The organism is Enterococcus sp. DIV2419, from assembly GCF_051711865.1.
Lineage (GTDB): Bacteria > Bacillota > Bacilli > Lactobacillales > Enterococcaceae > Enterococcus > Enterococcus faecalis.
The window spans coordinates 2,352,621-2,364,994 of record NZ_JBIONS010000001.1 but is presented as its reverse complement, the minus strand read 5'-3'; the positions used below and the strand labels follow the sequence as shown (position 1 = coordinate 2,364,994).

Genomic DNA, 12,374 nt, shown 5'->3' with positions numbered 1-12,374 from the left:
GAATGTACGGCAATTACGGCGCACGTTTTTGGTGCTAAATACTTTATTTGTACTGAGTGTATTCAGAGAGAATCGATGGACAAAACCGGCACTACTTTTTTGGTTGTTGGCTAATAGTTTTTTATATGGACTGCAGTGGTTGATTTATTTTGGGGGCGAAAAAGGCTGGCTGATACATCTGCAGCGGTGGTATTATTGCGCGATTCTTCTCCAAATAGTAGGCACATTGATTGTATATTTTTCGTTTTTTGTATAAAGGTCTCTCGTTTCTTGCCGGAGAATATGCTAAAATAAAAAGCAGCAGGGGGCGAGAAAACCATGGAAAAGCCAAATAAACGCAAAGCTGATTTAGAACGTACACGGCAAATTATTTTGTCTGTCGCTTCTGAATTATTCATGACAAAGGGGTTCAAAAATACCTCCACTCGTGAAATTGCTTTAAAAGCGAACATTACCCAACCGAATCTCTATCACCATTTTAAAAATAAAAAAGAACTGTATTTAGCTGTGATTGAAGAATTAACGTCCCGTGTTCAGGAAGAATTAGTCCCAATTGTTTCTGGAAATGCATCAGTAGAAGAAAAACTTTATCAATTAATCAAAGTTTTGTTAGATGAACATCCGACCAATCTTTTCTTAATGTTGAACGACATGTTTCAAGAAATGGGCCCTGATTACAATCGTACGCTGTATCAAATTTTCAAAAAAACCTATATCAATAATATTGCGGCTATTTTTGAAAGTGAACCTGAAACCAATTGCTTACAAGAGGGCATCAGTGTAGATGATGCAACTCGGTTTATTTTATATAACGTTAGTGCATTATTAAGTATTGAAAAAACGTACCAGCGAAAAACAGTGGATGACGATGTCAAAAAATTTATTCAATTTATGCTACATGGCGTTCTGAAAAGTCACAAATAAAAAATAGAGAAGCCCTGTTGGAAAACAGACTTCTCTATTTTTTTGTAAAATTCACTTATCAATTGATAAATAATTATTGATTTATCGAATGATAAGTGATATAGTTTATTTCGAAAAGAAGAAAGAGGTGAACCATTCATGTTTTTAGGATTTAATGAAATGAAGTATTCAAAAGGACGGTACGTCCTTGTAGTCTTAGTAATGGTCTTGATTGCTTGGTTAATTTTTATTTTGTCAGGTTTAGCGAACGGTTTAGCTCAAGGAAATCGTTTAGCCGTAGATCAATGGCAAGCGAATCAAGTGGTTTTATCAAAAGAGGCCAATAGTAATTTAAATGTATCAGTGTTAGATGAAAACGTGAAAGAAACGATTTCAGGAGGCAAAATTGCACCGATTGGTCAACAATCTTTAGCTATCCGCCCAGCAGATGACAAAAAGGCTGAATTAACGAATGTTAGCTTATTTGGGATTGAAAAAGAAAGTTTTTTAATGCCAAAAGTGATTGAAGGAAACGCATTTATTGATAAAAATCAAGTGATTGCTTCAGAAACATTGAAAAATCAAGGATTTAAAATTGGCGACAAATTAACTGCAGGGAAATATGATGAGCAATTAGAAATTGTCGGCTTTATTTCTAAAAGTAGCTATAACATTGTGCCGGTTATTTACACTTCTCTGGATACTTGGCGGTCAATTAAATATGGTAACAATCCAGCAATGGCCAAAATGGTTAATGGTTTTATTGTTCGCAGCAAGGACAACGCGGAAGTTAAAACGACTAATAAGGACAGCCAAGTTCTTTCAATTTCAGATTTTATTGAAAAACTGCCAGGATACAGCGCTCAAAACTTGACCTTGGATGGCATGATTTATTTCTTGATTGTGATTGCAGCGTTCATTATCGGTATTTTTATCTTTGTGATGACTTTACAGAAAACAGCAATGTTCGGTGTCTTAAAAGTTCAAGGGGTGCCGACTAGTTTCTTAGCAAAGGCAGTCATGCTACAAACCGCTTTATTGGCTGTTCTAGGAGTGGCGATTGGTCTTGCTTTAACGGGAATTACCGTGCTCTTTTTACCAGAAGCGATGCCTTATGCAACTAATGGACCACGCATGATTTTGTTTAGTGTACTATTGATTTTATCTGCATTAATTGGCGGGGCATTTTCAATTCGAACGATTGCTAAAATTGATCCGTTAATCGCGATTGGAGGTTAAAGACATGGCAAATGTTTTAGAAATGAAAAATATTTATAAAAAATATGGTGAAAAACATACAGAAGTGATCGCGTTAAAAGAATTATCTTTTGCGGTTCAGCCAGGTGAATTTGTCGCAGTAATTGGTCCTTCTGGTTCTGGTAAAAGTACCTTTTTAACGATTGCAGCTGGTTTACAGGCACCGACAAGTGGTGAAGTCATTGTTGGCGGGCAATCACTAAATAAGTTAACGAAGAAGCAACGTTTGGCGCAACGTTTTCAAAAAATCGGCTTTATTTTACAAAGCTCTAATTTGGTGCCATTTTTAACAGTGGAAGATCAATTTCACTTAATTGAAAAAGTTGATAAATCACGTAAAAATAGTGAATTAAAAGAGCAATTGTTAGAGACGTTGGGTTTAAAAGAATTACGAAATAGTTATCCTCGTGATCTCTCTGGTGGGGAAAGACAACGGGTAGCCATCGCGTGTGCATTGTATCATGAGCCAGACGTAATTTTGGCAGATGAACCAACGGCTAGTTTAGATACAGAAAAGGCATTTGATGTTGTCCAATTACTAGCGAAAGAGGCCAAAGAGAAAGATAAAGGGATTATCATGGTGACACATGATGAGCGTTTGTTGAAATACTGTGATCGAGTGGTTCGTATTCGTGATGGTGAATTGACGGAGTAACAAAACAAATAAAAGAGAACATGATCGGATTGCTGGAGATAATCCGACCATGTTCTCTTATTTCTTTTCAATACAGAAAAGAACAGGTGGCTGATTTTTTTGATTGATAAACTCATAACGTAAGACACTGTAAACATCTTGCGGTAAGGCTTGCGTGTAATTCGTGACCAAATCAAGTTCCTCTGAACCACCTTCGTGGCCATAATAAACGACTAAAATAATGCGACTTCCTTTTACCAAATGAGGCAGTAACCCATCTAACGCCTGTTTAGTCGTAGCGGGTTTTGTAATAATTTCCTTATTACTTTTAGGTAAATAGCCTAAGTTAAAAATAGCGGCAGTGATTTCTGTTTCTTCATCTAGGACAGCATGAAGATGTTCATGTCCTAATGGAAATAACGTAGTTTGTGGGAGTAAATTAAGTTCTGTTAACTTTTGTTCTGTATTGATCAACGCTTCTTTTTGGATATCAAAGGCGAAAACTTCACCAGAAGGGCCAACCAGCTCTGCTAAGAATGCTGTATCATGACCATTTCCCATTGTTGCATCAATGACGAAGTCGCCAGGTTCCACCACTTCTTTTAAAAGTTGGTGACTAAAATGTAGGGCTGTTTGTAGCATTAATTGAAAACTTCCTTTCCTGAAATGACAGTATATTTTCCTTGATAACTGTTGCGGCGTTTCATTTCCACATCAATCGCATTGAGAACTTCCCATTTTTTCAAGCTCCACATCGGTCCGATAATTGTTTCAAAGGGAGCATCGCCTGTCAAGCGATGAATAACAATTTCGGGTGGAATCATTTCTAACTGATCACAAATCACTGAAACATAGGCTTCTTTACTCATCAATTGTAAGCGTCCTTCATTATAATCCCGCATCATTTTGGTATTTGTCATTAAATGAAGTAAGTGCAGTTTAATCCCTTGGATATCTGAATCCTGAATAGTTCGCCGCACATTTTCGCGCATCATGGCAGGTGTTTCACCAGGTAGCCCGTTAATTAAATGTGTACAGACCCGAATCCCGTGTTTCCGTAATTTAGCTACACCATCTAGATATGTTTGATAATCATGAGCACGATTAATGGCAGCGCTAGTTTCCTCAAACGTGGTTTGCAAACCCAACTCTACCCATAAATAAAAGCGTTCATTTAATTCAGCTAAATAGTTCACCACCTCATCAGGCAAACAATCAGGACGGGTACCAATGGATAAACCAACGACACCTTTTTCATTGACTACTTGTTCAAACCGATGACGAATAACGTCAACGGGCGCATGTGTATTGGTGAAATTTTGGAAGTAAACAATGTATTGATCGACAGTTGGCCATTTTTGATGCATCAATTGGATTTCTTTTTGAAATTGAAGCGGCAGGGGATCGCTAGGTGCAACAATCATGTCGCCTGAGCCAGAAACACTACAGAACGTACAACCACCTTTGGCAACCGTCCCATCACGATTGGGGCAATCAAAGCCACCATCAATTGGCACTTTAAAAATCTTTTCACCAAACTGTTGACGAAGTGCATAGTTCCAAGTGTGATAGCGTTTATTTGGATCATCTGAATAAGGAAAAATTTGCATAATCAAGACTTCTTTCTAGCGTTGTTTGCTTTGAAATCGCCAAACAAAGCGTTTTTCTAAATAAATAGGGTAACTTAATAACAACCAAGCTAAACCAAGACAAAAACCACCTAAGATATCGCTAGGGAAATGGACACCTAAATAGATTCGACTAACCCCAATCATGAAAATCCCAATACCTAGTAAAATTTGCACACAAAGGCGGACCGTTTTATTTTTAATGAAAATTGGCAGAATCAATAAAATAGTGCCGTAGAACAAGGTACTTCCTACAGCATGTCCGCTAGGAAAACTATACGTATGTTCAGTTACTAAATGCTCCAAAGTAGGACGTTGGCGCATAAAGAATAATTTTAATAAAGAATTACCTACGCCAGCAATTAAGGCAGTATTAATAAAGAGCCATAATGCTTCAGCATAATATTTCCAAACAATAAATAGAGCAATGACAACGATCGCTAAGATGATAATCGTCAATGAATTGGCAAATTTGGTGTACCAAATAAAAAAGTTATTTAGCTGTGGAAAAGGACGACGAACAAAGGAAGTAATCGTTTGATCAAAGCCTTTGAGCCAGGTTGGATAAAAACGAACAACATAGCCTAAAAACATAAATACTAAAAGAAAACAACTACCTGCAAATTGATAATAAAGTTTGTTTTTCATAAAAAATCCTTTCAAAAATTAATCGCAACAATCCGTATTATACCATCAAAAGGGTAAAAAATTAAAAGATAATTTCATTGCCTGATTTGGAGGGGATACAGATATTAAAAAAGTTCTGGCACCACAATCTCTCATTGTGGTACCAGAACAGATGTTTTAACTGGCACATGTTTATTGATTATCATCATCAGGAGTATCAACGGTAATATCGCCGAATTCGCTAGAAAGGTTAAATTCTGTATCCGCACGACCATTCTTATAAGATGTTCGCTCTTTGTTTAAAAGTTGAACATCGCCTAATTTTGATTCACCTTTGATTGAAATGTTACGCAAAATTTCTCCAGAATTTACATAAATATCTCCATGGACAAGAGCGACAGTTAATTTTTTAGGCACAGCAGGCATGTCTAAAGAAAAATCACCATTTTCACTTGAAAAGTTAGCTTCTCCTTTGAAATCATAGACGCTAATATCGCCATCTGTCGTTGTTGCTTGGATGTTTCCACGAGCATTTTGCACTCGAATATCACCAGAAGTAGTCGTATTTTTGATTTCATCGAAATAGGCTGAATCCAACGTTATATCGCCGTCAGTGGTTTCAACTGTTGCTGTTTTAGCGGAAGTATCCGCTGAAAGGTAGATACCATCTGAAGAGTTAAGCGTCATTTTTTTGGCTTTAACACCCGATAGACTAACATAAGAATTTGGTAGATTAGTTGTTAATTCGTCTACGTTAAAAGCATTCAATGAAACTTGTGAATGGGTTGAGCCATCAATCACTAACTTTTTCACATTATTAGGAATCTGGACACTCACGTTCGGTGTGAGGTCATTAAAAATGCCAATATTAAAAAATGACAACTCGGGTTGGTTTTGTGTACGAGTGGTATTGATGGTTGCTGTTATTTTATTTTTTTCTTCTTTGACATCTAAGGTGCCTTCAGCTTTTGAATAAAAGGCATTATTCGGTGATCGTAACCCCATTTTGTTACTATCAGTTTTATAAATGGTATAAGGGCCTTTGCCTTTTAAGGATAAGTGAAGTTCTTCGCCTGCTTGTTTATTTTTTAGTGTATAACTTTCTTTTAGCGGTGTGACTGATTTTTCCGCTTGCTTGTAATAATAGACGGCGCCAGATCCACCAATTAGCATCGCTAAGACAGCAATGGATAAGAGAATCCCTGTTGTTTTTTTCATTAGATATCACCTCGTAAAACAGCAATGTTCCATTGGAAATAACGCTTAAAGACATGTGCTGAAAATTTTAAAATTGGTAGAAACAGTAACCAACCAATGATTGATGCACCAAATAAAAAGAGACTCATAGATAATTGGAAAAAGGAAGCGGCATTTGCTTGAGTAATAACACTATAAATACCATAAATTGGTGAAAATAAAGTTGCAGCTCCGGCAATGCCACAACCGACGTACATTAAGGCAATCCCTAAAATAACCCAAAACATGAAGAAAAAATTTAAACAGAAAATACCAAGCACTTGGAAAAATCGGGTTAGCGGCCGATGCTGTGGTCGTTGATAGTAAGGAGAATCATTATCATAGTAAAATTCAGATTCTTCTTCATAGGGATGATCATAAGCAGGTGTAGCCGCTGGAATTTCTTGCCAGCCATTATTTTCAATTTTTCGTTCCGTCAATTCAATGCCTTGTTCTTTTAAAATTTCTTCTGCGATAACTCGTGGTTTCCCCAATGATTTTGCCACTTGTTCTTCTGTTTCGCCTTCCGCAACACGAGCATCAAATAACGCCTTGTATTTCGCAAGAATAATAGCTTGATCTTTTGGATTTAACGCTTTTAAATAAATTTTCAGCTCAATAATAAAATGTTCTTTATTCATTCCGCTCCCTCTTTCTACACGATTCATTTCTCATCTTAAACTATAATTTCTTTTTGGGCGAATAACAAGAGGAATTACAAAAATCAGACTAAGGTAAAGAAGCGTCTACAACTAAAGTCGCAGTTTTTTTCCGAGTAGTAACAAGAGAGGAAATCCATGTTAAAAAACATTACTTCTTTACAATCTAGTTACAGTAATATGAAATTTTGTTGAAGTGTTTTTAATTCGCCAGAAAAAAAGGTATACTTGTTATAATAACAAAACTAAAAAATTACATTTACATATAAGTTAAAAAAGGAAAGTTGGGGACGTATCAATGAAGAAAGAATCAATGTCACGTATCGAAAGAAGGAAAGCACAACAAAGAAAGAAAACGCCAGTACAATGGAAGAAGAGCACTACTTTATTCAGCTCGGCGTTAATTGTTTCATCTGTAGGAACGCCCGTTGCGTTACTACCAGTGACTGCTGAGGCAACAGAAGAGCAGCCAACAAATGCGGAAGTTGCCCAAGCACCTACTACGGAAACTGGCTTAGTAGAGACACCAACAACAGAAACTACGCCAGGAACTACGGAACAACCGACAACGGATTCGTCAACAACGACTGAATCGACAACTGAATCATCAAAAGAAACACCAACAACACCAAGTACCGAGCAACCAACAGTTGATTCAACTACACCTGTGGAATCAGGAACGACTGATTCTTCAGTAGCAGAAATCACGCCAGTAGCTCCTTCAACAACCGAGTCTGAAGCAGCGCCTGCGGTTACACCCGATGATGAAGTAAAAGTACCAGAAGCTAGAGTAGCTTCTGCGCAAACTTTTTCAGCGTTATCACCGACGCAAAGTCCTTCAGAATTTATTGCCGAGTTAGCTCGTTGTGCACAACCTATTGCGCAAGCCAATGATTTATATGCATCAGTGATGATGGCTCAAGCAATCGTTGAAAGTGGTTGGGGGGCAAGTACGTTATCTAAGGCACCAAACTATAACTTATTTGGGATTAAAGGCAGCTACAATGGACAATCTGTCTATATGGATACATGGGAATATTTAAACGGCAAATGGTTAGTGAAAAAAGAACCTTTCCGTAAATATCCTTCTTATATGGAATCATTCCAAGATAATGCGCACGTGCTAAAAACAACTTCTTTCCAAGCGGGCGTTTACTATTATGCTGGGGCTTGGAAAAGCAATACAAGCTCGTACCGCGATGCAACTGCTTGGTTAACAGGTCGTTATGCGACAGATCCTAGCTACAATGCTAAATTAAATAATGTCATTACCGCATATAACTTAACTCAATATGATACACCATCTTCTGGTGGAAATACTGGGGGCGGAACAGTTAATCCAGGAACAGGCGGCTCGAACAATCAATCAGGAACGAACACGTACTATACTGTAAAATCAGGAGATACCTTGAATAAAATTGCCGCGCAATATGGTGTGAGCGTTGCTAATTTACGCTCATGGAACGGCATCTCTGGCGATTTAATTTTCGTTGGTCAAAAGCTCATCGTGAAAAAAGGTGCTTCAGGTAACACTGGTGGCTCAGGCAACGGTGGTTCTAACAATAATCAATCAGGAACGAACACGTACTATACTGTAAAATCAGGGGATACCTTGAATAAAATTGCCGCTCAATATGGCGTGAGCGTTGCTAATTTACGCTCATGGAACGGTATCTCTGGCGATTTAATTTTCGTTGGTCAAAAGCTCATCGTGAAAAAAGGTGCTTCAGGTAACACTGGTGGCTCAGGCAACGGTGGCTCTAACAATAATCAATCAGGAACGAATACGTACTACACAATTAAATCAGGCGATACCTTGAACAAAATTGCCGCGCAATATGGCGTGAGTGTTGCTAATTTACGCTCATGGAACGGCATCTCTGGCGATTTAATCTTCGCTGGTCAAAAAATTATTGTGAAAAAAGGTACTTCTGGTAACACCGGTGGCTCAAGCAATGGTGGTTCTAACAATAATCAATCAGGAACGAATACGTACTACACGATTAAATCAGGCGATACCTTGAACAAAATTTCTGCACAATTCGGTGTTAGTGTGGCTAACTTACAAGCCTGGAATAACATCAGCGGTAGTTTGATTTTTGCTGGTCAAAAGATTATCGTGAAAAAAGGCGCCAACTCAGGTTCAACGAATACGAACAAGCCTACGAATAATGGTGGCGGTGCGACAACATCCTACACGATTAAATCAGGTGATACGCTGAATAAAATTTCTGCACAGTTTGGCGTGAGTGTTGCTAATCTACGTTCATGGAACGGGATCAAAGGCGATTTAATTTTTGCTGGTCAAACAATCATCGTGAAAAAAGGCGCTTCTGCAGGTGGCAATGCTTCTTCAACAAATAGTGCATCAGGCAAACGCCATACAGTTAAAAGCGGTGATTCACTTTGGGGCTTATCAATGCAATACGGAATCAGCATCCAAAAAATCAAACAATTAAATGGCTTAAGCGGGGATACAATTTATATTGGTCAAACTTTAAAAGTTGGTTAATTTAAGATTGAAAAAAATAGCTATCTTTGGTAACATGAGTCTTATAATAGAAAAAAACAATGAGAAGGAATAGTAGAAAGAACCATGTGATAGAGAGCGTATGGCTGGTGGAAATACGTACAGAAGCTTTTGAACTCGCCTTTTAAGTTACTTTTTTGAACAAACCAAGTAGGAAAAGTCGGTGACGATCGTTAAGACGTTTGAGGTTAAGGTGACGGTGACTGACCGTTTCTTTGACGAATTTAGGTGGTACCACGTTGCATTTGTATGTTCACGTCCTATAGGAATTTTTCCTATAGGACTTTTTTTTATCACTAAGTGGCTAGTTTAAGTCAGAATAGTGACAATGGCTGCAGGTGGCAAATTTTAAGAATGAAAAATTTTATATTACTAGGAGGAATAACATGAGCTACAATCACAAAGAGATTGAGAAAAAATGGCAAAAATATTGGGCTAAGAACAATTGTTTCAATACATTGGACGACCCAAATAAAGAAAAATTTTATGCACTAGATATGTTTCCCTATCCATCTGGACAAGGCTTACACGTAGGTCACCCGGAAGGCTATACAGCAACCGATATTCTTTCACGTATGAAACGTGCGCAAGGCTATAATGTATTGCATCCAATGGGCTGGGATGCGTTTGGTTTGCCAGCAGAGCAATATGCGTTAGATACAGGAAATGACCCAGCTGAATTTACTAAGAAAAATATCGAAACATTCCGTCGCCAAATTAATTCACTAGGATTCAGCTATGATTGGAATCGTGAAATTAATACCACTGATCCTGAATATTACAAATGGACACAATGGATATTTACAAAATTATATGAAAAAGGGTTAGCTTATGAAGCAGAAGTTGCGGTTAACTGGGTCCCTGAATTAGGAACTGTTATTTCAAATGAAGAAGTCATTGATGGAAAAAGTGAACGTGGCGGTTATGATGTGGTTCGCCGACCAATGCGTCAATGGATGCTGAAAATTACTGCTTATGCAGATCGCTTATTAGAAGATTTAGAGCTTGTTGATTGGCCAGAAAGTATTAAAGATATGCAACGAAATTGGATTGGACGTTCTGAAGGAGCTAATGTGACCTTTAAAGTCGCTGGCACAGAAGAAAGTTTCACGGTGTTTACAACCCGTCCGGATACCTTGTTTGGTGCAACCTATACTGTTCTAGCTCCTGAACTAGAACTAGTGAAAAAAATTACGACACCTGAACAAACAGCAGCTGTAGAAGCATATATTGAAGAAACCTCAAAAAAATCTGATTTAAATAGAACGGATTTAGCAAAAGAAAAAACAGGTGTTTTCACAGGTGCGTATGCTATAAATCCAGTCAATGGCCAAGAAATTCCAATTTGGATTGGCGATTATGTTTTAGCAAGCTATGGCACAGGCACAATCATGGCGGTCCCAGCGCATGATGAACGGGATTACGAATTTGCGAAAACATTTGGCATTGATATCCTACCAGTAATCGCAGGTGGCGACATTACAACAGAAGCCTATACAGGTGATGGACCGCATATCAATTCTGATTTCTTAAATGGATTAAACAAAGCAGAAGCCATCGCTAAAATGAATGAGTGGCTAGAAGAAAATCACGTAGGGAAAAAAGAAGTATCTTATCGTTTACGTGACTGGTTATTCTCTCGTCAACGCTACTGGGGTGAACCAATTCCTGTGATCCATTGGGAAGATGGAACAACCACAACGGTTCCTGAATCTGAGTTACCTCTACGTTTACCAGTAACATCGGATATTCGCCCAAGTGGAACTGGGGAATCACCATTAGCAAACATTGATGAATGGGTCAATGTCGTCGACCCTGAAACTGGTATGAAGGGAAAACGTGAAACGAATACTATGCCACAATGGGCTGGAAGCTCTTGGTATTACTTACGATTCATTGATCCTCATAATAAAAATGAAATTGCTGATTTTGAAAAATTAAAACGTTGGTTACCAGTTGATATCTATATTGGTGGTGCTGAACATGCGGTGTTGCATTTACTTTATGCTCGTTTTTGGCATAAATTCTTGTATGATATTGGTGTGGTTCCTACCAAAGAACCTTTCCAAAAATTATACAACCAAGGTATGATTTTAGGAGAAAACAACGAAAAAATGTCTAAATCACGTGGCAATGTTGTAAATCCCGATGATGTGGTGGCTAAATATGGTGCGGATACATTACGTCTTTATGAAATGTTCATGGGCCCATTAGATGCTTCCATTGCTTGGAATGAAAATGGCTTAGAAGGAAGTCGTAAATTCTTAGATCGCGTTTGGCGTCTGATTGTTGATGAAGAAGGCAAAATGCGTGACCGAATTACCACAATTAATGATGGCCGTTTAACGAAAGTTTATCATCAAACGGTTAAAAAAGTGACAGAAGATATGGCAAACTTGCACTTTAATACAGCGATTTCTCAATTAATGGTTTTTGTGAATGAAGCCAATAAAGTGGATGCCTTACCTTATGAATATGTGGAAGGATTTGTCCAATTACTTGCGCCAATCGCGCCACATATTGGTGAAGAACTATGGCAAATTTTAGGTAACGAGGAAAGTTTAACTTATGTCCCTTGGCCAACCTATGATGAAGCGGCCTTGGTAGAAGATGAAGTGGAAGTAGTTTTCCAAGTGAACGGAAAATTACGTGGCAAACAAAATGTCGCTCGTGGGTTAAGCAAAGAAGAATTAGAACAAATTGCAATGAACCATGAAGCTGTTAAAGAATTTATTGAAGGAAAAACAGTGCGCAAAGTGATTGCTGTTCCAGATAAATTAGTAAATATTGTTGCAAATTAAGTTATATGTTTTAATACTAACTAGTAATATTCATTTATACTCATATGAAATTTCCGATAGTTTCTAGCTAGAGACTATCGGAAATTTATATAAGAATGA

Annotated in this window: 10 protein-coding genes and 1 other annotated feature; of the genes, 5 read left to right on the top strand and 5 right to left on the bottom strand. The window is 37.8% G+C overall.

Going from position 1 to position 12,374, the window contains the following annotated elements; all coding sequences use genetic code 11:
* Window positions 1-318 precede the first annotated feature (318 nt).
* The 3 genes from IGI97_RS11130 to IGI97_RS11120 all read left to right on the top strand — a co-directional run bounded on the left by IGI97_RS11130 (window position 319) and on the right by IGI97_RS11120 (window position 2,815).
* Entirely contained in the window at window positions 319-924 is a 606-nt protein-coding gene (locus tag IGI97_RS11130; RefSeq protein ID WP_002355664.1) for a TetR/AcrR family transcriptional regulator, read from the top strand.
* Between the two features lie 138 nt (window positions 925-1,062).
* Complete coding sequence (locus IGI97_RS11125; RefSeq protein ID WP_172759517.1) at window positions 1,063-2,142, top strand: ABC transporter permease; 1,080 nt, start codon at window positions 1,063-1,065, stop codon at window positions 2,140-2,142.
* Window positions 2,143-2,146: 4 nt separating this feature from the next.
* On the top strand, window positions 2,147-2,815 hold the full coding sequence (locus tag IGI97_RS11120) for an ABC transporter ATP-binding protein (protein WP_002363221.1): 669 nt from the start codon (window positions 2,147-2,149) through the stop codon (window positions 2,813-2,815).
* Window positions 2,816-2,872: 57 nt separating this feature from the next.
* Here the strand turns inward: IGI97_RS11120 and IGI97_RS11115 are convergent, their stop codons facing one another.
* From IGI97_RS11115 to IGI97_RS11095, 5 genes are all read right to left on the bottom strand, one after another.
* Window positions 2,873-3,436 (bottom strand): class I SAM-dependent methyltransferase, encoded by a 564-nt coding sequence (locus tag IGI97_RS11115; protein WP_002355667.1) that lies wholly within the window; start codon window positions 3,434-3,436, stop codon window positions 2,873-2,875.
* Window positions 3,436-4,404: a TIGR01212 family radical SAM protein gene (locus tag IGI97_RS11110; protein ID WP_048737328.1), complete on the bottom strand. Its 969-nt coding sequence runs from the start codon at window positions 4,402-4,404 to the stop codon at window positions 3,436-3,438. The genes IGI97_RS11115 and IGI97_RS11110 overlap by 1 nt, the downstream gene beginning before the upstream one ends.
* Window positions 4,405-4,419: 15 nt before the next feature.
* Window positions 4,420-5,070, bottom strand: a complete 651-nt coding sequence (locus IGI97_RS11105; protein ID WP_002355669.1) for a phosphatase PAP2 family protein — start codon at window positions 5,068-5,070, stop codon at window positions 4,420-4,422.
* A gap of 171 nt (window positions 5,071-5,241) precedes the next feature.
* Window positions 5,242-6,267 (bottom strand): DUF4097 family beta strand repeat-containing protein, encoded by a 1,026-nt coding sequence (locus tag IGI97_RS11100; RefSeq protein WP_014862125.1) that lies wholly within the window; start codon window positions 6,265-6,267, stop codon window positions 5,242-5,244.
* Complete coding sequence (locus IGI97_RS11095) at window positions 6,267-6,926, bottom strand: DUF1700 domain-containing protein (protein ID WP_002381265.1); 660 nt, start codon at window positions 6,924-6,926, stop codon at window positions 6,267-6,269. Before IGI97_RS11095 ends, IGI97_RS11100 begins: the two co-directional genes overlap by 1 nt.
* Before the next feature lie 316 nt (window positions 6,927-7,242).
* Here IGI97_RS11095 and IGI97_RS11090 point away from each other — a divergent pair, with 316 nt between their 5' ends.
* Window positions 7,243-9,456, top strand: coding sequence for an autolysin (locus IGI97_RS11090; protein WP_438738635.1), 2,214 nt, complete (start codon window positions 7,243-7,245; stop codon window positions 9,454-9,456).
* Window positions 9,457-9,506: 50 nt separating this feature from the next.
* Window positions 9,507-9,740 (top strand) — a binding site (T-box leader).
* A gap of 120 nt (window positions 9,741-9,860) precedes the next feature.
* Window positions 9,861-12,275 carry a leucine--tRNA ligase gene (gene leuS, locus IGI97_RS11085; protein ID WP_438738633.1) on the top strand — a complete coding sequence of 805 codons (2,415 nt, stop codon included), beginning with the start codon at window positions 9,861-9,863 and terminating at the stop codon, window positions 12,273-12,275.
* Window positions 12,276-12,374 lie beyond the last annotated feature (99 nt).

What these genes read in the sequence shown, in the direction of transcription:
- IGI97_RS11130 (WP_002355664.1), top strand. Translation starts at nt 319, where the DNA reads ATGGAAAAGCCAAATAAACGCAAAGCTGATTTAGAACGTACACGGCAA.
- IGI97_RS11125 (WP_172759517.1), top strand. Translation starts at nt 1,063, where the DNA reads ATGTTTTTAGGATTTAATGAAATGAAGTATTCAAAAGGACGGTACGTC.
- IGI97_RS11120 (WP_002363221.1), top strand. Translation starts at nt 2,147, where the DNA reads ATGGCAAATGTTTTAGAAATGAAAAATATTTATAAAAAATATGGTGAA.
- IGI97_RS11115 (WP_002355667.1), bottom strand. Translation starts at nt 3,436, where the DNA reads ATGCTACAAACAGCCCTACATTTTAGTCACCAACTTTTAAAAGAAGTG.
- IGI97_RS11110 (WP_048737328.1), bottom strand. Translation starts at nt 4,404, where the DNA reads ATGCAAATTTTTCCTTATTCAGATGATCCAAATAAACGCTATCACACT.
- IGI97_RS11105 (WP_002355669.1), bottom strand. Translation starts at nt 5,070, where the DNA reads ATGAAAAACAAACTTTATTATCAATTTGCAGGTAGTTGTTTTCTTTTA.
- IGI97_RS11100 (WP_014862125.1), bottom strand. Translation starts at nt 6,267, where the DNA reads ATGAAAAAAACAACAGGGATTCTCTTATCCATTGCTGTCTTAGCGATG.
- IGI97_RS11095 (WP_002381265.1), bottom strand. Translation starts at nt 6,926, where the DNA reads ATGAATAAAGAACATTTTATTATTGAGCTGAAAATTTATTTAAAAGCG.
- IGI97_RS11090 (WP_438738635.1), top strand. Translation starts at nt 7,243, where the DNA reads ATGAAGAAAGAATCAATGTCACGTATCGAAAGAAGGAAAGCACAACAA.
- leuS (WP_438738633.1), top strand. Translation starts at nt 9,861, where the DNA reads ATGAGCTACAATCACAAAGAGATTGAGAAAAAATGGCAAAAATATTGG.